Source organism: Ancylobacter novellus DSM 506 (assembly GCF_000092925.1).
Classification (GTDB): Bacteria; Pseudomonadota; Alphaproteobacteria; order Rhizobiales; family Xanthobacteraceae; genus Ancylobacter; species Ancylobacter novellus.
Genome location: NC_014217.1, coordinates 1,472,817 through 1,490,092, shown reverse-complemented (window position 1 = coordinate 1,490,092; position 17,276 = coordinate 1,472,817). Strand labels below are relative to the sequence as shown.

Annotated in this window: 21 protein-coding genes and 1 tRNA gene; 14 read left to right on the top strand and 8 right to left on the bottom strand. The window is 67.4% G+C overall.

From position 1 onward, the window contains the following. Positions 1–24: 24 nt before the first annotated feature. From SNOV_RS07110 to SNOV_RS07100, 3 genes are all read right to left on the bottom strand, one after another. Positions 25–366 (bottom strand): RidA family protein, encoded by a 342-nt coding sequence (locus tag SNOV_RS07110; protein WP_013166240.1) that lies wholly within the window; start codon positions 364–366, stop codon positions 25–27. Between the two features lie 107 nt (positions 367–473). Then, the gene (locus SNOV_RS07105; protein WP_013166239.1) at positions 474–1,082 is read right to left on the bottom strand and encodes an OmpA family protein; all 609 of its coding nucleotides are present in this window, start codon (positions 1,080–1,082) and stop codon (positions 474–476) included. 36 nt (positions 1,083–1,118) lie between these two features. Further along, the gene (locus SNOV_RS07100) at positions 1,119–1,538 is read right to left on the bottom strand and encodes a cysteine rich repeat-containing protein (RefSeq protein WP_013166238.1); all 420 of its coding nucleotides are present in this window, start codon (positions 1,536–1,538) and stop codon (positions 1,119–1,121) included. A 312-nt stretch (positions 1,539–1,850) separates the two neighbouring features. Here SNOV_RS07100 and SNOV_RS07095 point away from each other — a divergent pair, with 312 nt between their 5' ends. The 3 genes from SNOV_RS07095 to SNOV_RS07085 all read left to right on the top strand — a co-directional run bounded on the left by SNOV_RS07095 (position 1,851) and on the right by SNOV_RS07085 (position 3,988). Continuing rightward, positions 1,851–2,630 (top strand): alpha/beta hydrolase, encoded by a 780-nt coding sequence (locus tag SNOV_RS07095; protein ID WP_041782072.1) that lies wholly within the window; start codon positions 1,851–1,853, stop codon positions 2,628–2,630. Between the two features lie 199 nt (positions 2,631–2,829). Next, positions 2,830–2,904 (top strand) — tRNA-Thr (locus tag SNOV_RS07090). Positions 2,905–3,175: 271 nt separating this feature from the next. Next, a complete protein-coding gene (locus SNOV_RS07085; RefSeq protein WP_013166236.1) occupies positions 3,176–3,988 on the top strand; it encodes a hypothetical protein in 813 nt (270 codons plus the stop codon). Between the two features lie 72 nt (positions 3,989–4,060). On the opposite strand, the gene SNOV_RS07080 is transcribed toward SNOV_RS07085, so the two are convergent. Continuing rightward, positions 4,061–4,771, bottom strand: coding sequence for a sulfite oxidase-like oxidoreductase (locus tag SNOV_RS07080; protein WP_013166235.1), 711 nt, complete (start codon positions 4,769–4,771; stop codon positions 4,061–4,063). Positions 4,772–4,859: 88 nt separating this feature from the next. Beyond that, positions 4,860–5,606 (bottom strand): TerC family protein, encoded by a 747-nt coding sequence (locus SNOV_RS07075; RefSeq protein ID WP_013166234.1) that lies wholly within the window; start codon positions 5,604–5,606, stop codon positions 4,860–4,862. Between the two features lie 199 nt (positions 5,607–5,805). On the opposite strand from SNOV_RS07075, the gene SNOV_RS07070 reads away from it, so the two are divergent. From SNOV_RS07070 to SNOV_RS07050, 5 genes are all read left to right on the top strand, one after another. Then, on the top strand, positions 5,806–6,801 hold the full coding sequence (locus SNOV_RS07070; RefSeq protein ID WP_013166233.1) for a transglycosylase SLT domain-containing protein: 996 nt from the start codon (positions 5,806–5,808) through the stop codon (positions 6,799–6,801). A gap of 126 nt (positions 6,802–6,927) precedes the next feature. Beyond that, positions 6,928–8,052 (top strand): extracellular solute-binding protein, encoded by a 1,125-nt coding sequence (locus tag SNOV_RS07065; RefSeq protein WP_013166232.1) that lies wholly within the window; start codon positions 6,928–6,930, stop codon positions 8,050–8,052. Between the two features lie 158 nt (positions 8,053–8,210). After that, positions 8,211–8,804 (top strand): outer membrane beta-barrel protein, encoded by a 594-nt coding sequence (locus tag SNOV_RS07060; RefSeq protein WP_013166231.1) that lies wholly within the window; start codon positions 8,211–8,213, stop codon positions 8,802–8,804. A gap of 98 nt (positions 8,805–8,902) precedes the next feature. Then, positions 8,903–9,925: an MBL fold metallo-hydrolase gene (locus tag SNOV_RS07055; RefSeq protein ID WP_013166230.1), complete on the top strand. Its 1,023-nt coding sequence runs from the start codon at positions 8,903–8,905 to the stop codon at positions 9,923–9,925. 92 nt (positions 9,926–10,017) lie between these two features. After that, positions 10,018–10,263 (top strand): DUF3297 family protein, encoded by a 246-nt coding sequence (locus SNOV_RS07050; protein WP_013166229.1) that lies wholly within the window; start codon positions 10,018–10,020, stop codon positions 10,261–10,263. Positions 10,264–10,273: 10 nt separating this feature from the next. On the opposite strand, the gene cutA is transcribed toward SNOV_RS07050, so the two are convergent. After that, entirely contained in the window at positions 10,274–10,612 is a 339-nt protein-coding gene (cutA, locus tag SNOV_RS07045) for a divalent-cation tolerance protein CutA (protein WP_244412899.1), read from the bottom strand. Positions 10,613–10,641: 29 nt separating this feature from the next. Between cutA and SNOV_RS07040 the strand changes: the two genes are divergently transcribed. Then, positions 10,642–11,460: an NAD kinase gene (locus SNOV_RS07040; RefSeq protein ID WP_013166227.1), complete on the top strand. Its 819-nt coding sequence runs from the start codon at positions 10,642–10,644 to the stop codon at positions 11,458–11,460. Positions 11,461–11,463: 3 nt separating this feature from the next. Here the strand turns inward: SNOV_RS07040 and SNOV_RS07035 are convergent, their stop codons facing one another. Both SNOV_RS07035 and SNOV_RS07030 read right to left on the bottom strand, forming a co-directional pair. Continuing rightward, positions 11,464–12,588, bottom strand: a complete 1,125-nt coding sequence (locus SNOV_RS07035) for a DUF2336 domain-containing protein (protein WP_013166226.1) — start codon at positions 12,586–12,588, stop codon at positions 11,464–11,466. Positions 12,589–12,692: 104 nt separating this feature from the next. Continuing rightward, the gene (locus SNOV_RS07030) at positions 12,693–13,730 is read right to left on the bottom strand and encodes a hypothetical protein (RefSeq protein WP_013166225.1); all 1,038 of its coding nucleotides are present in this window, start codon (positions 13,728–13,730) and stop codon (positions 12,693–12,695) included. 224 nt (positions 13,731–13,954) lie between these two features. Here SNOV_RS07030 and SNOV_RS07025 point away from each other — a divergent pair, with 224 nt between their 5' ends. The 5 genes from SNOV_RS07025 to SNOV_RS07005 all read left to right on the top strand — a co-directional run bounded on the left by SNOV_RS07025 (position 13,955) and on the right by SNOV_RS07005 (position 17,227). Continuing rightward, positions 13,955–14,518 carry a nitroreductase family protein gene (locus SNOV_RS07025; RefSeq protein WP_013166224.1) on the top strand — a complete coding sequence of 188 codons (564 nt, stop codon included), beginning with the start codon at positions 13,955–13,957 and terminating at the stop codon, positions 14,516–14,518. 4 nt (positions 14,519–14,522) lie between these two features. Continuing rightward, positions 14,523–15,122, top strand: a complete 600-nt coding sequence (locus SNOV_RS07020; protein WP_013166223.1) for a flavin reductase family protein — start codon at positions 14,523–14,525, stop codon at positions 15,120–15,122. Positions 15,123–15,273: 151 nt separating this feature from the next. Continuing rightward, on the top strand, positions 15,274–15,975 hold the full coding sequence (locus SNOV_RS07015) for a L,D-transpeptidase (protein ID WP_013166222.1): 702 nt from the start codon (positions 15,274–15,276) through the stop codon (positions 15,973–15,975). An 84-nt stretch (positions 15,976–16,059) separates the two neighbouring features. After that, on the top strand, positions 16,060–16,701 hold the full coding sequence (gene parA / locus SNOV_RS07010; protein ID WP_013166221.1) for a ParA family partition ATPase: 642 nt from the start codon (positions 16,060–16,062) through the stop codon (positions 16,699–16,701). 277 nt (positions 16,702–16,978) lie between these two features. Beyond that, the gene (locus tag SNOV_RS07005; RefSeq protein ID WP_013166220.1) at positions 16,979–17,227 is read left to right on the top strand and encodes a hypothetical protein; all 249 of its coding nucleotides are present in this window, start codon (positions 16,979–16,981) and stop codon (positions 17,225–17,227) included. The last annotated feature ends 49 nt before the right edge of the window (positions 17,228–17,276 follow it).

Here is a 17,276-nt window from a genome sequence, read left to right as displayed (position 1 = left end):
GTCGCCGGCAGGCGGTGGCGGATATCAGATCGCCGCAGTGACGACGATCTCGACCTTATATTCCGGTGTCGCCAGAGCGGCCTCGACGGTGGCGCGGGCCGGCGTGTTGCCGGCCGAAACCCACTTGTCCCACACGGCGTTCATCTCGCCGAAGGTCGCCATGTCGGCGAGATAGATGGTGGTGGTCAGCAGCTTGGTCTTGTCGGTGCCCGCGACGGCCAGCAGCGCGTCGATCTGGTCAAGCACCGCCTCGGTCTGGGTCGTGACATTCTCGCCCTTGGCAACCTGGCCGGCGAGATAGGCGACCGATCCATGGACCACGGCCTGGCTCATGCGCGGGCCGACTTCGATTCTCTTGATGCTCATGGGAATGGACTCGTTCCGGTGCTGGAAAACAATACGGCCGGGCGCCAATCATGGCGCCCGGCCGTCGCTATAGCCGGAAAGGACGGCGGTGCGAAACCGCCGTCGCCTTACTCGAGGCCGATATTGAACAACTGCACGCGGCGGTTGATCGGGTTGGTCGGGTCGTTCGGGGTCTGCAGGTCCTCCTGGCCGAGACCGACCGCCTCGAGGCGGGCCGGATCGACGCCGAACACCGTCACCAGCGCCTGCTTCACGGCATCCGCGCGGGCCTGGCTGAGCTTCAGGTTGTTCGCCCGGGTGCCAGTCGTGTCCGTGTTGCCGACGATGAGGAAGTGGTAGTTGAACAGGATCGGGTGGTGCAGCGCATCCGAGATCGCGCCGATCGTGGCGTAGGATTCCGGGCGGATGATGTCGGAACCCAGCGCGAACTGGATCTGCACCGTGATCTGCGCCAGCTTGAAGAGCTGGGCGGCGACCGCCGACTTGTTGAGGTCGAGCGGCACATTGTTCGCCACGGCCTGCTCGGCCATCTGGCGAAGCAGCTGGGCGGTGATGGTCGGCTCTTCCTGCGTGGTGGCGGTCAGGCCCTGCAGGATCTGCTGGTTGGTCAGGCTGGTCTGCGCGGCGGCGGGCGCGACCGCGAACGGCGCCGCGAGCAGCGCGGCAAGGGCGGCATTCCGGGCGAGGCGCGCGGCGCGAGCGGTGATGCGGGTCATGATCTCATCTCTCCGATCAGGCTTGGTTGCGGCGCGTCACTGCCAGCCGGCGTCGACGATCACCTGCTTGCAGGCGCCGCGGACAACCTTGCTCGAAGCGAGGAGACAATCGAGGATGCGGGCGTCGCCCGGCTTCACGCCGGGGCAGAACTGGCGGATTTCGGCGTTGCAGACGTTGAAGGCACTGTCCTGCGCCGCGTTGCGCTTCGACAGCGAAGCCTGCGCCGCCACGAAATCGCTGAAGCACTGGGCCGGCACCTGGTCCTTGTGCTGCGTCAGGCACTGCTGCACCTGCCCGGTGCCGATGTTCACCTTCGCGCAGAAGCGCTCGATCGACGGGCCGCAGCTCTTGGCGATCAGGGCACCGGCTTCGGCATAGCTCATGGTCTGGGCCGACGCGCTGCCGGCCATGCCGGCCAGCAGCAGCGCCGCCAGTCCGACGATATGTCGCTTCATTGTAAGCCTCCCATTGCGCGCGCCTCGCCGGCGGCCCCGCTGGCGAAAGGGGATCGGCACGCGGTCCCGAGCTACCTCCCCCAGGGTCCGGTCTCGCAGAAGCCCGCCCGTGACGCAACGTCGAATTTCGATCCCATCCGGTTTTACCGCTGGACGGTATCCCGTGGCGGGATCGCGGAGCGCCTGCCGAGTCCATCGTCGGCTACGGGCGGTCGTCCGCGCAAACACCCGTTGACGACCGTGCGAGTGCGTAACGGCGGGCTCGGCTTCGATCGACACTCCCGCGACCGGACAGGTCCTATGGAGATCCCAATGATGAACCGCCGCACCTTCTCGAAAGCCGTGGCCATCGGAGCCGTGGCTTCGCTGGCAGCTTCCCGCGGCATCGCCGCGAGCACCGACAAGCCGGCTCCGGCACGCAACGTCGTCTTCGTTCACGGTCTCTACGCCGACGGCTCCTGCTGGAGCAAAGTGATCGCGCGGCTTCAGGCCAAGGGGCTGAACGCCATGTCGGTGCAGAACCCGCTGACCACGCTGCCGGAGTCCGTCGAGGCGGCGGAATGCGTGCTGGCGCGTCAGGACGGCCCGACCGTTCTGGTGGGACACTCCTTTGGCGGGATGATCGTGACACAGGCCGGCGTCCATCCGAACGTGTCGGCGCTGGTCTATGTCGCGGCACGCGGCCCGGACGCCGACGAGGATTATGCCGCGCTGGCGAAGACCTATCCGGCGGCACCCGCCTCCGCGGGTATCGTGTTCGACGGCGACGAGGGCTGGCTGAGCGAAGAGGCGTTCCTGCGGGACTTCGCGGGCGACCTGCCGGCGGCCGAAGCCAAGGTGCTCTATGCCGTGCAGGAGCCCTTCCGCAAGCCGTTGCTCGCCGGCAAGGTGACCCGGGCGGCCTGGCGCTCCAAGCCAAGCTTCTATGCGGTCTCGACCGAGGACCGCACCATCAACCCCGACCTGCAGCGCTTCATGGCCAAGCGGATGGGCGCCAAGACCATCGAGCTCCCGGCAAGCCATCTGTCGCTGATCTCGCGTCCCGACGAGGTGAGTGCGCTGATCCTTGAGGCCGCCGGCCAGACAGCCTAGCGGCCGGATAGCTGGCTATAGCGCGTGCGCCATTTGACTTCCTCACTCGGAAGCGGCAGCGCGCAAGCGGCTTGACCGGAAGGCCGGTGCGCGCCAAGAGAAGAACGCCGCGACCCGATCGGTACGGCACAGAAGACGGCACATGGCCATCGGTGTGCAATGTGCCGTCCGTACTGAATTCCTGCGGGAATATCAGTTTGCCGGGTTAGCACAGCGGTAGTGCAGCGGTTTTGTAAACCGAAGGTCGGGGGTTCGATCCCCTCACCCGGCACCAGTCCCCTCCTCGCCGTCCCATGCCGCTGACAGGTTGTCGCGCGCGGATGCGGCCGACGGCTCCCGGGGCAGGTTCCGGAGCCGGCCGCGCCAGGCGAATACAGCTGATAATGTTAACCTATTCTTAACTACCCTACGGGCGTCGCCGATTCGACCTGCGCCGGGAGGTCATTCGTCCCTCAAGACGGCGTTTCGACATGATTTATTTTGTCTAAGGCGCTGAGATTCCCACGAATCAGCTATGTTGTTTCGAAATTTTGGGGGATTTGGTGATGAACTCCAAATGGCGGGCACCCGCGTGCTATCTCGGCGTCGGTATCCTGTGCGCTCTGTATCTCTCCATCGTTCCCGGCGTGCGCTTCACTGACGTCTGCGCCGGTGCCGGCCTCGGGGCGGCGGTGATGTGGGCGATCAACGAGTGGGAGACCGGCAAGTGGAACGTTCCCCTGCCGGTGCAGCCGGCGCTGGCCGCGGTCTTCGCCCAGCCCCTCGCGCAGCCGGCGCTAGCGGGAGAGGCGGCCGCGTTCCAGGCAATGGCTTCCGCTGCTGCTCCCATCGCAGCCGTGGCGCTTCCCGTCGCCGCGGTTCCGCCGCCTGCGGAAGCCGTCGCTCCCCCGCCGCCCGCTTTGCCCGATCCCGAGCCGCGCGAGCGTGTCGATGCCGGCGCGGCGACGCCGGAGAAGATGGAGAAGTGGGAGATCGACGAGAAGGAGCCGAGCTGGGACCCGACCGCGCTGGCGGAAACATGGGCGAAGCTGCGCGCCGAACTCTCGATCAACCGGCCGCAGCGTCCCGCCGTCGCGCCGGACCTGCCGCGCACCGCCCAGCTGGCCCGCAACGCGCCGACCACGCGTCCGATCGCCACGACCTCCGGCGCCAAGCCGGCAGCGTCCTCCGGCGCCTCGCCCAGCCAGACCGGCTACACGCTCGGCAGCCTCGGCAAGGCCGGCGGATCACCGGTGCTGAATCGCCTCGCCGGCAGCGCCGCCAGCCAGCCGCCGGCACGCAAGGTGGCGAGCGCGGCGTCCGAGCCGGCGCGCCAGCCGCCCGCCTTCTTGCGGCCGAGCACGTTCCGACCGCGCTGAACGCCCTACCCCGAAATGACAAAGGCCCGGACAAGTGTCCGGGCCTTTTACTTTGGCACCGCCAGAAACGGCTCACTCGTCGGCCGAGTAGCGCTCTTCCTTCCACGGGTCGGCGTGGTTGTGATAGCCGTTCTCCTCCCAGAAGCCGCGCTTGTCCGAGGTGCGGAACTCGATCCGCTTCAGCCATTTCGCGCTCTTCCAGAAATAGAGATGCGGCACCACGAGGCGCACCGGACCGCCATGCTCGCGGGTGAGCGGCTGTCCCTCCCAGCTGTGCACGACGAGCGCGTCCTCGGCAGCGAAGTCCTCAAGCGCGAGATTGGTGGTGTAGCCGTCATAGGAGTGCAGCATGACATGCGTTGCCTCCATCTTCGGCATGACGACGTCGAGCAGGTCGCGCGTGGCGACGCCCTCCCAGCGATTGTCGTAGCGCGACCAGGTGGTGACGCAGTGGATGTCGGTCACCTCCCGCGTCTGCTTCTGCGCCTTGAAGGTGTCCCAGTCCCAGGAGACGGCATTCTCAATCGCGCCGTCGATGTCGAGCCGCCAGCGCTCCAAGGGGACGCGCGGCTGCATGCCGAGATCGAGCACGGGCCAGTCGCGCACCAGATGCTGGCCGGGCGGCAGGCGGTCCTCTTCCGGCCGCGTCACCCTCCCGGTGAGAAACTTGCCCTCGCGCGCCCAGCGCTGCTTGGTGGCGGTCAGCTTGGTATCCGCCGGCAGGCTCGAAAGCCCGCCGGCAGCGTTATCCTGGGGGACGCGGGGGTCGGCGTCATCGCTCATTGACCGGGCTCCTCGGCAAAGGGGAGCCCGATCATAGCATTGTGCGGCGCGGCGCACTTGCCCCGGCGCACGTCAGGCGTGGGCACGCCTAGTGCGCGCCGCTGCTCCGCGCATGCCGCCGACGCTGCAGCATGTTCAGCCCCTCCACCGCCGCCGAGAAGGCCATGGCGGTGTAGATGTAGCCCTTCGAGACGTGGGCGCCGAAGCCCTCGGCGATCAGCGTCGTGCCGATGAGCAGCAGGAAGCCGAGCGCCAGCATCACGATCGACGGGTTGCGGTTGATGAAGTTCGCCAGCGGACCCGCCGCGAACAGCATGGTCATCACCGCGAAGATCACCGCGATCACCATAATCGGGATGTGCTCGGTCATGCCCACCGCCGTGATGATGCTGTCGACCGAGAAGACGAGGTCGAGGATGAGAATCTGCACGATCGCCGCGCTGAAGCTCACCTGAAGGGTGCCGCCCAGCGACGCCTCCTGCTCGTCGTGCGGCGCCATCGCGTGGTGGATTTCCTTGGTCGCCTTCCACACCAGGAACAGGCCGCCGGCGATCAGGATGATGTCGCGCCAGGAGAAGGCGTGGTCGAACACGCTGAACACCGGCTGGACCAGCGTCACGATGAAGGCGACGGTGCTGAGCAGGCCGAGGCGCATGATCAGCGCGAGCCCGATGCCGATGCGCCGCGCCCGCGGACGTATGTCCTCCGGCAGCTTGTTGGTCAGGATGGAGATGAACAGGAGGTTGTCGATGCCGAGCACCACCTCCATGGCGATAAGGGTCACCAGCGCCGCCCACGCGGCGGGGCTGGCGGCAAGTTCAATCAGATATTCCATGGGTCACTCTGCCGAAACGAGGGTCACGATCGAGACAAGCGGGATCGCGGTGTCCGCAGGCGCGGCACCCGATGGTCGAACAAAGATGGACGGCAAGCGAGGCTCCTCTGGCCGGCACGGATGTCGGGTTTAGATCCGACATCACGCAAACGCCGGCATGGCTCGCGTCAGAGGGGCCCGGATCGGGTAGAAGCAATTTATGGCACGGCTGGCCGTATCGCAATGGGAGGAACGCCGCTCCGGCGCGGCTAACGCACGCGGAGGCGCCCTGTTCCTCGCGCTCGCCCTGCTGTTCGCCTTGTGCGGAGCAGTGGCGGGCGAGCCCTCGCGCGCGCCTGCCGAGGCCGAACCGCCCAAGTCGGCGTCGACCGAACCCGAGAAATCGGCGCAGGGTGAGACGGTCGAGCAGGCGCTGTGCCGGCTGATCGAAGGAGCCGCCATCCACAACGACCTGCCGGTCGATTTCTTCACCCGACTGATCTGGCGCGAGAGCAGCTTCCGTTCCGGCGCGGTGAGCCCCAAGGGTGCGCAGGGCATCGCCCAGTTCATGCCCGGCACGGCGGCCGAGCGGGGCCTCGCCGATCCTTTCGACCCGGAGGCGGCCCTGCCCGCCTCCGCCGCGCTACTGGCGGAGCTAGAGGCACGCTTCGGCAATCTCGGCCTCGCCGCGGCGGCCTACAATGCCGGCCCGGCACGGGTGGAGCGCTGGCTCGCCGGCGAAGGCGGACTGCCGCTGGAGACGCAGGATTATCTGGTCTTCGTCACCGGCCGGGCGGCCGAGGACTGGGCCGCCGACCGCGCCGCCGCTCTGCGCCCGCCGGCCACCGGCGCTCCAGCCGAGCCCATGCCACCGCCCCCGCCGCCGAAAACCGACTGCCTTACCGTGACGGCGGCGCTGCGCCGCGGCGGCGGCGAGATCGCGCAGGAGATCGCCACCGTCACCGCGCCCTGGGGCGTGCAGCTCTCCGGCAATTTCTCCAAGGCGCGGGCACTCTCCAGCTATCAGCGGGCGCAGAAGCGCTATGCCGCCGTCCTTGAGGGCACCGAACCGATGATCATCGGCACACGGCTGCGCTCGCGCGGCTCGCGCGCCTTCTACCGCGTGCGCGTTGCCCAGCCGACGCGGGAGGCCGCGACTGCTCTGTGCAACAAGCTGCGTCGCGCCGGCGGCGCTTGCATCGTGCTCCCGAGCTGAAGTTTCGGGACACAGCCGACGAACACCATTTCACCGCTTCCGCGCCGCCCCAGCGCATGTCATCGTCCGTTCATTGCCCGGAAATAGAGCGGATGCGGTTTCGCCTGCCGGTGCTGGGAGGTATCGATGATCCGCTTTTCCCGCCGCGACGTGATGAAGGCCGGCGCCGCCGCGCTGGCCGCGCCCGCCGTCCTGCGCGCCCATGACGCGCTGGCCACCTCGGGCACGCTCAACGTCTATGCCTGGAAAGGCTTCTTCGACCAGAACACGCTGCTCGCCGACTTCACTAACGCCACGGGCATCAACATCCAGCTCTCGACCTACACCTCGAACGGCGAGGCTGAAGCCAAGCTGCGCGCGGTTGGCGGCAAGGGCTTCGACCTCATCTTCCCCTCGGTCGACACCGGCCCGAACTACTACAAGGACGATCTGCTGCGGCCGATCGACGAAGCCAAGCTCAAGGTCGCGCAGATCATCCCCTCGATCTACCGCAGTTCGCTCAAGCTCGGCGCGGAGTATCGAGGCCGGCGCTACCTTGTGCCGTTCGACTGGGGCACCGAGGGCCTCACCTGGGATTCGACCAAATTCGACGCCAAGTCGGGCGAGATCTCCTATGGCGCCCTCTGGCTCCCCGCTAACCCGAAGCAAACCGCCATCCGACCGACATCCGCCTTCACCGGCGTCGCGCTCTATCTCGACGCCACGGGCGAACTGCCCTCCGACCGGGCGCAGGACATGTACAAGTCCGAGGCGGACGCTCGCCGCGTGTTCGACGGCTGCCTGAAGTTCCTCCTCGCCCACAAGGCCAACATCGGCGCCACCTGGAACAACGCGGCGGAAGCCACCGCCGCCTTCGTGAGCGGCGGCTGCACCATCGGCCAGACCTGGGACAGCACCGGCATAGCCCTCCACCGCGACACCGACCGGAAGTGGCGCTACGGCATGCCGAAGGAGGGCGGCCTCGCCTGGACCGACACGCTCGCCATCCCCTCCGGCGCGGCCAATATCGAGCAGGCCTACGCTTTCGCCAATTTCATGTATCAGCCCGATATCGGCGCCCGCTTCGCTAACACCACCGGTTACAACAGCTGCGCGGCTGGTTCGCAAAACTACCTCTCGGCCGAGGACCGTTCCGCCTTCGAGGCCGCCTATCCGGCAGGGACCCTCGACAAGCTGTTCTGGTGGCCGATGCAGACGGACGTCTACCTTACGCTCCGCTCTGAATATGTGGGAAAGCTCGCCAATAGCTGAGCCCCAGATATCTGCACCCCAGGTGTTGCGGAAAGGCACCTACGGCCGCCAACGAGGCTCTTATTGGAACATGATACCGCAAAGCATCCCTATGTATGATTGAGGGGTGCTGGCGGATCGTAGAGCGGTAGGCGTCCATACAGGGGGAGCTGGGGACGATGCGCTACGGCCTGACCATTCTCGCGAGCTGCGCGATGCTCGCCGCCGGCATTCATGCCGCCGCGGCCGACAGCACCAGCATCGGCGGAACCTTCACCACCGAGCGTGGGCCGGAGGATTTCAGCGCCACCACCGGCACCGACTGGCAGGGCGACATCACCCACACCTTCGACAACAAGTTCAGCATCTCCGGCGCCGTGAAATATTACGACACTGCCGGCACCACCGATTCCAAGACCAACGTGCAGGTCGGCATCGGCTACACATGGGAGCTGGGCAAGATGTCGTTGACCGGCAGCATCGGTGCCGGCCAGCACTTCATCCATTCGGACGACGACACCAGCTTTCCCTATTACTACCTGACCATCGCCGGCTCGGTGCCGATCGCGGAGAAATGGTCCTGGACCATGTTTCGCCTGCGCTACCGTAATGCCTTCGACACGTCGAACGATTACGACACGCCCGAGGTTGCCACCGGCGTGACCTACAACATCGATGCCCACAACAACGTCTCGCTGTTCATCGAGCGCGACTGGTCGAATGGTGCGGCGAGCTACACCGGCATCGAGGTCGGGTACCACTACAAGTTCTGACCTCTCCTCACGGCAACGTGACTCCCTGCCGGGTGACCGCGGCGGGAGCGCCTCCTAGCCTTCCGGCCCGACAGATTCCCGTCACGGAGAGCCTGCCCATGGCCACCCCCACCATGTCTCGCCTGTCCCGTCGCAACCTGATGATCGGCGCCGGCGCCCTGCCGCTGGCGGGCACGCTCGCCGGAACCGGCCTCATCGGAACGGGGCTCGCCGCCTCGACGCCGGCTGCGGCGCAGACCGCCTCCGGCCAGCAGGTGCCGGGCCTGTACCGCTACAAGATCGGCAACATCGAGTTGACCGCGGTCAATGACGGCGCCCGCAGCTTTCCGTTCGGCGATAGCTTCGTGCGCAACGCCTCGCGCGACCAGGTGAACACGGCGCTGGAGGCCGCCTTCCAGCCGAAGGACGCGATGACGGTCCAGTTTAACCCGCTGCTGATCAACAATGGCGGCAAGCTGACCCTCATCGACACCGGCAACGGGCCGCAGGCGGCCAACTCCACCGTCGGCAAGCTCACCGCCAATCTCGCCTGGGCCGGGGTCAAGCCGTCGGACATCGGCACGGTGGTGATCTCGCATTTCCACGGCGACCACATAAACGGGCTGCGCGCCGAAGATGGCAGCCTCGCCTTCCCCAATGCCGAGATCCTCGTACCCGAGGCCGAGTGGGCCTTCTGGATGGACGAGGGCGAGATGAGCCGCGCCTCGGAAGGGCTGAAGGGCAATTTCCAGAACGTGCGCCGGGTGTTCAAGGACATCGACAGCAAGGTGAAGCGCTATCAGTGGGACAAGGAAGTGGTCCCCGGCCTCACCGCGGTCGACGCTTCCGGCCACACGCCGGGCCACACCGCCTTCGTGCTCGCCTCTGGGAACGGCAAGCTGTTTATCCAGTCCGACGTCACCAACACGCCGATCCTGTTCGCACCGAACCCGGACTGGCAGGTGCAGTACGACATGGACGGCGCCAAAGCGGCGGCCACGCGGCGGCGCATCTACGACATGCTCGCCGCCGAGCGCTTGCAGCTCACCGGCTACCACTACCCCTTCCCGGCCACCGGCTTCATTCGCAAGGCCGGCAACGGCTATGAGGTGGTGCCGGCGGTCTGGAACCCGGTGCTGTGAGCCCGATCTAGAAACACCGATGCCGACTTGGCAGGCAGCGGGCGCGGGGCTATGTCTCGCGCCCTTGATTTGTCGAGCCTGCGAGGACCCCGATGAGCGACACTCTCCCCGACCGCCTGTCGAGCGACCCGAACAGCCCCTATTTCAATGCCGAGCTGATCGAGCGCGGCGTCGGCATCCGTTTCAAGGGCGCCGAGAAGACCAATGTCGAGGAATACTGCGTCAGCGAGGGCTGGATCCGCGTCTCGGTCGGCAAGGCCAAGGACCGCGCCGGCAACCCGATGACCGTGATGCTCAAGGGCCCGGTCGAGCCCTATCTGCGCGACGCCGAGGGCTGAGCGCCGCCCTTCATTCCTCCGTCTCGGCGGCGATCCAGTCGAGATAGTCGGCGTCGCCACCGGTGACAGGGATGAACAGCACCGCCGGTGTCTCATAGGGGTGGCGGGCGCGCACCGCCTGCGCCACCGGCTCGGCGAGGTCGGCGCGGGTCTTCAGGATCATCACCACCTCGTCCGCGCGCTCGATCTCGCCCTGCCAGCGATAGATCGACACCATTCCCGGCAGTATATTGACGCAGGCTGCCAGTCCGTCCGCCACGATGGCCCGGCCGGCAGCTTCCGCCTCGACGGCGCCGGGCCACGTCGTATAGACCATGATCGTGCTATAGCCGCCCTCTAGCATCGCCATCCCTCACCCCGCGCATCGGGCTGTCCCGCATGAACGAAGTCGCCCGCCCCGCCCCGGAGAGCAGCGTGGAAGCCGACTCTTTACCAGCATATGGCCGAATCGCCTTCGTCGCGAGCGAGGCGCCCGACGCCGTGCAGGCGCAGGCGCGGCTTGTCGCCCGTTACGGCACCATCGCGCCGGAGGACGCGGACATCGTCGTCGCCCTCGGCGGCGACGGCTTCATGTTGCAGACGCTCCACCGCTTCCGCGACAGCGGCAAGCCGATCTACGGCATGAACCGCGGCTCGGTCGGCTTCCTGATGAACGGCTTTCGTGAGGAGGACCTGCCCGAGCGTATCGCCGCCTCGCAGCGCGTGGTCATCCATCCGCTGATGATGGAGGCCACCGACGTCAACGGCCGCCAGCACCGCGCCTGGGCGATCAACGAGGTGTCGCTGATCCGCCAGTCCTACCAGGCCTCGAAACTGCGCATCGCCATCGATGGCAAGGTGCGCATGGAGGAGCTGATCTGCGACGGCGTGCTGGTGGCGACGCCCGCGGGCTCCACCGCCTACAACCTCTCCGCCCAGGGTCCGATCCTGCCCATCGGCACGCCGCTGCTGGCGGTGACCCCGATCTCGGCCTTCCGTCCGCGGCGCTGGCGCGGCGCGCTGGTACGCGACCATGCGCGGGTCGACATCGCCGTGCTGGAATTCGAGAAGCGGCCGGTCAACGCCACCGCCGATCATTTCCAGGTGCTGAACGTGGTCGCCGTGCGGGCGCGGCTCGATCGGGAGTCGTCCATGACCATGCTGGTCGATCGCGACCACTCGATGGAGGAGCGCATCCTCCTCGAGCAGTTCGGCTGAGCCTCAAGCCGCTATCACGCGGCCCGTATCCTTCGCCTCGTCGCGCCAGCGCCGCAGCAGGGCGACGACGCCGTTGCCACCCGTCGTCTCGCCTTCCGCCTCATAGGCGGCGATGACGCGCTCGACGATGCGCTGCTTGAGGCCCGGCGCCTCGTCTTCCTCGTCGAGATAGGCCTCGGCCTGCACCACCTCCAGCGCTGTGCGGAAGCCGATGAAGGCGCCCGCCGGCAGTCCGATGCGGTCATAAAGCAACCGGAATGCCTCCCCAGAGCGGTCGGCGGCGAGCGCGGCGACATGGTCGATCTTGATACCCGAGATCACCGACACTGCCTCCAGGAACAGCCGCACCTGGCCGCACAGCAGCGAACGCAGCACCAGCGCCGAGGTCAGTTCGCCACGTCCGTGCAGCGCCTCGACCAGCGCGCGCACCTCGTCTGCCTGGCGGCGCGATGCCTCGTTGACGGCAGCGGATTCACAAGCCTCGCGCGCGACGCGGGCGGCCTCCGCCGGCGGCAGCCATTGCCGCTCCCCGACGAAGGACGACAGCGTGCCCGCGACGGCACGGATCAGCGCATGATGCGCCGCGGGCGGTAGGTCGTGCCGCACCAGCAGGGCCGCGCGCAGTTCCGGCACATGGCCGAAGCGGGAGACGATATGGCCCAGCGCGAAACCGGGGACGTCCGCCGTCGGGTTGCGCACCAGCGCAAGGCAGGCGGCGACGTCGCCGCTCTCGGCCAGTGCGGCGGACACCGGCGCCGGCAGCGCCTCGCGGTCGGCAATGGCCACTTGCCGGCTGACGACATCGGTCGCCGCGAACCCGATGAGCTCGCGCATGTTCAGCACCGGCGAATGGGTGAGCATCTCCTCGCCCGCCGCGCCGCCGAGCGCGGCCAGCCGCAGCACGAGGTCCGCCGGCACGAGCGGGTGGCGGCAGAGCGCCGAGGCCAGGGCGAGTTGCACCAGTGGCGAAGGATCGCCGGCGATCTGCGGCAGGGCAGCGTCCATCTCGGCACGGTCATCGGCCGCGAGGTCGGGACGCAGATAGACCTTGGCCAGAGCCGCCACCGCCTTGGCACGGGCGTCCTCCGGTGCCGTACGCGCCCACTCAAGAAACTGACGTACGATCATGGCCGACTCCCGGCTGCTTCCATCGATGGGTGATGATGGGAGCCGCCGCTTAAGAAAGCGTTGACCATGATGACGGAGGCGCGACGTGAACCGCCGCGCGGCGCTCAGTCGCCGCTGCCTTCCGTGGCGTCGAGGCTCGGCGGCGCCACCTGCTCGCCGAGCATCACCTCGACCGGCCCGTCCTTGCCGGATTCGACGGTGAACTCCTTGGTGTAGGTCTTGCCCTCGTAGCGGGCGACGGCGGTGTACTCACCTTCGGCCAGCACGAAGGTCGGCAGCGTGTTGATCGATTCCTTCACGCTGTCGCCGCCGGGGGTGAGCACCGACCATTGCGTGTCGGGCAGAGGATCGCCACCCGCCACCTTGACCAGTCGCAGCGCGATCTCGCCGGCCCGGTGATGCAGCGTCGCATCGGTCACCTTGCCCGGCGCCACGGCAACGTCGGCCTGGATGACGGCGTTGCCCTCGCCATAGGTCGAGACAACGTAATAGCTGCCGGCGGGCAGCACGATCAGTTCGCCGGAATTGGCGCCCCGGTAGAACGGACGGCTAGCGGCGCGGCCCTGCAGGAAGCTGCCCTCGAAAATGTCGTAGGTGACCTTCTGCGCCGGGATCGGCTTGTCGCTGACGTCGCTGTGCAGCGTCACGCCGCCGGCGGAGAGCAGCAGTTGCTCGCGTCGCGACTCCTCGCCGACCACGATGCGGCGGGCGACGCTGGCGAGGCCGTAGGAGACGTGGACGACGTAGCCGCCCGGCGAGAGGAAGAACACCGGCGCGGGATCGGCCGCTTCGGCGACCAGCGGATAGGCGCCCGAGGCCTCCGGCCGGTCGGCGAAGATGCGCCAGACCAGCCCGCGCGGAATGAACGGGTCATTGTCGCCAAAGCGCGCGCTCATGCCGATGGCGACCTTCCCCGCCGGGGGCTGCGGCAGGATGGAATGCGGATCGCCGGCCTTCGGCGGTACCTGCGGCTGCTGGCCGGGAGCGATCAGCGCCGGCAGCGCCATGCTGCCCGCCAGTGGCCGTCCAGGCACCTGCGTACCGACGAAGGGCAGCGCGCCCGATGGCGGAGCCTGATCGGATTGCGCCTGCACCGACGCGACAGCCGCCCACAGCATCGGCAGCAGCAGCGCCGCGCGCATGATGAAACGCGTCCTCGCGCCGCCGGTACGCGGGCGGCGCGGATTCGAAGCGACGGGCGAATGGCGGGACGCGTGCGTCATCGGCGCCGTTGGTGCCTTTAAACAGCGGCAAATTCAAGTCGGCAGGAGCCAATGCCGAATGCCACGGCGCCGCCACCGCCGCGGCTTGGTGGCACGCCGGCGCCGTGCTACGCGCAGAGAACGCTGAAGGAACGCCATTGGCCATGACCGACGCCCTGACCCTTCTGAAGACGCGCAAGAGCCCGAAGGTCTTCGATCTCACCTCCCCTGGCCCGACGCCGGCCCAGCTCGACGAGATGCTCGCCATCGCCTCGCGCGTGCCCGACCACGGCAAGCTCGCCCCCTGGCGCTTCGTCATCTTTGAGGGCGAGGCGCGCGGGCGTGCCGGCGAGGCCATCGCCGCCGCCTTCCGCGCCGACAACCCGGACGCCGACGAGGACCGCGTCGCCATCGAGCGCATGCGGCTTTCGCACGCACCGCTGGTCATCGGCGTCGTCTCGAAGGCAGGACCCCACGCGAAAATTCCCGAATGGGAACAGACGCTTTCCGGCGCCGCGGCCTGCACGCTGCTGGTGCTCGCCGCCCATGCGCTCGGTTATGCCGCCACCTGGCTCACCGGCTGGCAGGCCTATGACGCGCGCGTGCGCGCCGCGCTCGGCCTCAGCGAAAACGAACGCTTCATCGGCTTCGTGCATGTCGGCACGCTCGCCCGCCCGCAGGACGACCGGCCGCGCCCGGCGCTCGCCGACATCGTGACGAGGTTCTAAGGCCATGTTTTACGAGCCGACCCGCCGCAATCATGGCCTGCCGCACAACCCGCTTAAGGCCATCGTCGCGCCGCGCCCCATCGGCTGGATCTCCACCCTGTCGGAGGACGGCGTCGCCAACCTCGCCCCCTACTCCTTCTTCAACCTGGTGAGTGAGGGGCCGGACATCGTCATGTTCTCCAGCGACGGGTTGAAGGACACGGTGCGCAACGTCATGGCGACCGGTGAATTCGTCTGCAATCTCGCCACGCACGCACTGATCGAGCAGGTTAACCTCACCTCCAAGCCGATCCCGCCGGACGAGAGCGAATTCGAGCTCGCGGAACTCGAGCGCGCGCCCTCGCGCCTGGTGAAGCCGCCGCGTGTGGCAGCCGCTCCCTGCGCGCTCGAATGCGTGTGGATCGAGACCATCGACCTGAAGGACCGCCACGGCGCGGAGACTGGCCGGCATCTCACCTTCGGCGAGGTGATCGGCGTGCATATCGACGAGAGCTTCATCGAGGACGGGCTGCTGCGCACCGAAAAGCTGCATGCGCTCGCGCGCGGCGGCTATTTCGACTTCTCCTGGGTCGACAACCTCCGCTCCCTGCCCCGCCCGCGCTGAACCCACGCGAACGCCCCGACCGCATGATCACGAATGCGGCAGCCGCACCCCGCAGCGGGGTGTGGAGGCGCGCGATCACGCGCTCGGCAAGAACTTGTTCACCATATTCGCATTAATATGTGCGGGTTGAATTCGCGGAGGGTTGCGGAACATGCCTAACCTTGATCGTCGCGCCGTGCTGGGCCTTTCCATGGCCGGCGTCGCCCTTGCTTTGGGCGGCTGCAAGCGGACGACCACGGCCAGCGCGCCGCTTACCCCGATCACGCCGGTCACCTCCTATGCGCCCACCGGCACCTACGGCCCGATGGCGGATCGCTTCCCCATCGCCGAGGTCGACACCTCGCGGATCAATCCGGTCTATCTGCGCCGCGAGGTGCCCTATTCGACCAGCCAGCCGCCCGGCACCATCATCATCGATCCGCGCGAGCATTTCCTGTACTATGTGATGCCCGGCGGGGTGGCGATGCGCTATGGCGTCGGCGTCGGCAAGGAAGGCTTCGGCTGGTCCGGCAGCGCCACAATCAACTCCAAGCAGGAATGGCCGGACTGGTATCCGCCGAAGGAGATGATCGACCGCAGGCCCGACATCAAGCCGCAGCTCACCAAGCTGCAGAGCGGCCAGGGCGTGGCCGGCGGCCTGCAGAACCCGCTCGGCGCCCGGGCGATGTATCTGTGGCAGAACGGCAAGGACACGCTGTACCGCATCCACGGCACGCTGGAGCCCTACACGATCGGCACCAACGTCTCCTCCGGTTGCATCCGCATGATCAACCAGGATGCCATCGACCTCTACAACCGCGTGGCGGTCGGCACCAAGGTGGTCGTGCTCGGCGGCGCCTCGCCTAGCGCGTGACGCACGCCGGCTGACGTCGCGCGATTAAACGGTTGCCGCCCGCCTGCTGCAGTGCAACGCTGACGGGAGCGGGAGGCACCAGCGATGAGCGGGCGAATCATCACCATTGCCCAGCAGAAGGGCGGATCGGGCAAGACCACGCTCGCCGCCCATCTCGCCGTTGCGCTCGCTCAGGCGGGCGCACGCGTCGCACTGCTCGACTGCGACCCGCAGGGCAGCCTCGGCGAATGGTTCGAGGCGCGCGAGGGCACGCTCGGCGAAGACGCGACCGGGCTCTCCTTCCGCACAGCCTCTGGCTGGGGCGCACGCCGCGAAGCGCGCAGTCTGGCACGCGACTATGGCTTCGTGGTCATCGACACGCCGCCGAAATCCGACGTCGAATCCCGTCCGGCCATAGAGACGGCAAGCCTTGTCGCGGTGCCGGTGCAGCCGACCCCGATCGATCTGTGGGCGACGCAGCCCACGCTGGACATGATCGCTAAGGAAGGCACCGCCTCGCTCATCGTCATTAACCGCGCGCAGTCGCGCGCCGCCCTCACCCAGGAGATGAGCGAGGCGATTCGTGCCCTCGGCCATCCGGCGGCGCAGACGCTACTTGGTAACAGGGTAGCGTTCGCCGCCAGCATGGGCGGGGGGCTGACAATCATGGAAACGGCGCCGGGCTCCAAGGGCGCTGGGGAAATCGAGGCGCTGGCCGCCGAATTGCGGCAGCATCTGGGCGACTGAGCTTCCGCGCGCTTGTCGCAGCGCAACATGGACAGCCAGCCGCCACTCCTTGCCCCAAGAAGCTTTAGCCGGCTCACGAACTTTTGAGTCGCCAATTCAATAGGTATTCAATCGCACACGATCAAGTCGCGATCACCTATATGTTATTGCACTGACGCAATACTAACGGTGCGAATGAACACCGTGCAATGCACCATCGCCGGACATACGTTCCACGTCATCAACCCGGCGGCCGCGTTCGACGGCTGCCTTTCCTCCAAAATCAGGAGATGGAACCATGAACAAGCTCATCCTTGCCGCCGCCGCTGTGGCCACTCTGGGTCTCACCGCTGCCGCCCATGCGGAGTCGCGTGATCCGGCGGAGCGTGCCGCCTACAACGAGACTGTCCGCACCTCGGCGCAGCTCGCCGTTCCCGGCGCGGGTCTCGTGGAAGGCCGCAACGCCGCCGTCGTTTCCCAGCCGACCGCGGGCGTCGAGCCCTACATCCAGCAGCAGATCGAGCAGAATGCGCGCAGCGCGCGCTGAACGCGGATAACTACGCGACGCTTTCTCCCCTGAGGCGACGCTGTGAGGA

What these genes read in the sequence shown, in the direction of transcription:
- SNOV_RS07100 (WP_013166238.1), bottom strand. Translation starts at nt 1,538, where the DNA reads ATGAAGCGACATATCGTCGGACTGGCGGCGCTGCTGCTGGCCGGCATG.
- SNOV_RS07035 (WP_013166226.1), bottom strand. Translation starts at nt 12,588, where the DNA reads ATGATCGTACGTCAGTTTCTTGAGTGGGCGCGTACGGCACCGGAGGAC.
- SNOV_RS07110 (WP_013166240.1), bottom strand. Translation starts at nt 366, where the DNA reads ATGAGCATCAAGAGAATCGAAGTCGGCCCGCGCATGAGCCAGGCCGTG.
- SNOV_RS07050 (WP_013166229.1), top strand. Translation starts at nt 10,018, where the DNA reads ATGAGCGACACTCTCCCCGACCGCCTGTCGAGCGACCCGAACAGCCCC.
- SNOV_RS07040 (WP_013166227.1), top strand. Translation starts at nt 10,642, where the DNA reads ATGAACGAAGTCGCCCGCCCCGCCCCGGAGAGCAGCGTGGAAGCCGAC.
- SNOV_RS07070 (WP_013166233.1), top strand. Translation starts at nt 5,806, where the DNA reads ATGGCACGGCTGGCCGTATCGCAATGGGAGGAACGCCGCTCCGGCGCG.
- parA (WP_013166221.1), top strand. Translation starts at nt 16,060, where the DNA reads ATGAGCGGGCGAATCATCACCATTGCCCAGCAGAAGGGCGGATCGGGC.
- SNOV_RS07085 (WP_013166236.1), top strand. Translation starts at nt 3,176, where the DNA reads ATGAACTCCAAATGGCGGGCACCCGCGTGCTATCTCGGCGTCGGTATC.
- SNOV_RS07030 (WP_013166225.1), bottom strand. Translation starts at nt 13,730, where the DNA reads ATGCGCGCGGCGCTGCTGCTGCCGATGCTGTGGGCGGCTGTCGCGTCG.
- SNOV_RS07065 (WP_013166232.1), top strand. Translation starts at nt 6,928, where the DNA reads ATGATCCGCTTTTCCCGCCGCGACGTGATGAAGGCCGGCGCCGCCGCG.
- SNOV_RS07080 (WP_013166235.1), bottom strand. Translation starts at nt 4,771, where the DNA reads ATGAGCGATGACGCCGACCCCCGCGTCCCCCAGGATAACGCTGCCGGC.
- SNOV_RS07020 (WP_013166223.1), top strand. Translation starts at nt 14,523, where the DNA reads ATGTTTTACGAGCCGACCCGCCGCAATCATGGCCTGCCGCACAACCCG.
- SNOV_RS07075 (WP_013166234.1), bottom strand. Translation starts at nt 5,606, where the DNA reads ATGGAATATCTGATTGAACTTGCCGCCAGCCCCGCCGCGTGGGCGGCG.
- cutA (WP_244412899.1), bottom strand. Translation starts at nt 10,612, where the DNA reads ATGGCGATGCTAGAGGGCGGCTATAGCACGATCATGGTCTATACGACG.
- SNOV_RS07015 (WP_013166222.1), top strand. Translation starts at nt 15,274, where the DNA reads ATGCCTAACCTTGATCGTCGCGCCGTGCTGGGCCTTTCCATGGCCGGC.
- SNOV_RS07060 (WP_013166231.1), top strand. Translation starts at nt 8,211, where the DNA reads ATGCGCTACGGCCTGACCATTCTCGCGAGCTGCGCGATGCTCGCCGCC.
- SNOV_RS07055 (WP_013166230.1), top strand. Translation starts at nt 8,903, where the DNA reads ATGGCCACCCCCACCATGTCTCGCCTGTCCCGTCGCAACCTGATGATC.
- SNOV_RS07005 (WP_013166220.1), top strand. Translation starts at nt 16,979, where the DNA reads ATGAACAAGCTCATCCTTGCCGCCGCCGCTGTGGCCACTCTGGGTCTC.
- SNOV_RS07025 (WP_013166224.1), top strand. Translation starts at nt 13,955, where the DNA reads ATGACCGACGCCCTGACCCTTCTGAAGACGCGCAAGAGCCCGAAGGTC.
- SNOV_RS07095 (WP_041782072.1), top strand. Translation starts at nt 1,851, where the DNA reads ATGATGAACCGCCGCACCTTCTCGAAAGCCGTGGCCATCGGAGCCGTG.
- SNOV_RS07105 (WP_013166239.1), bottom strand. Translation starts at nt 1,082, where the DNA reads ATGACCCGCATCACCGCTCGCGCCGCGCGCCTCGCCCGGAATGCCGCC.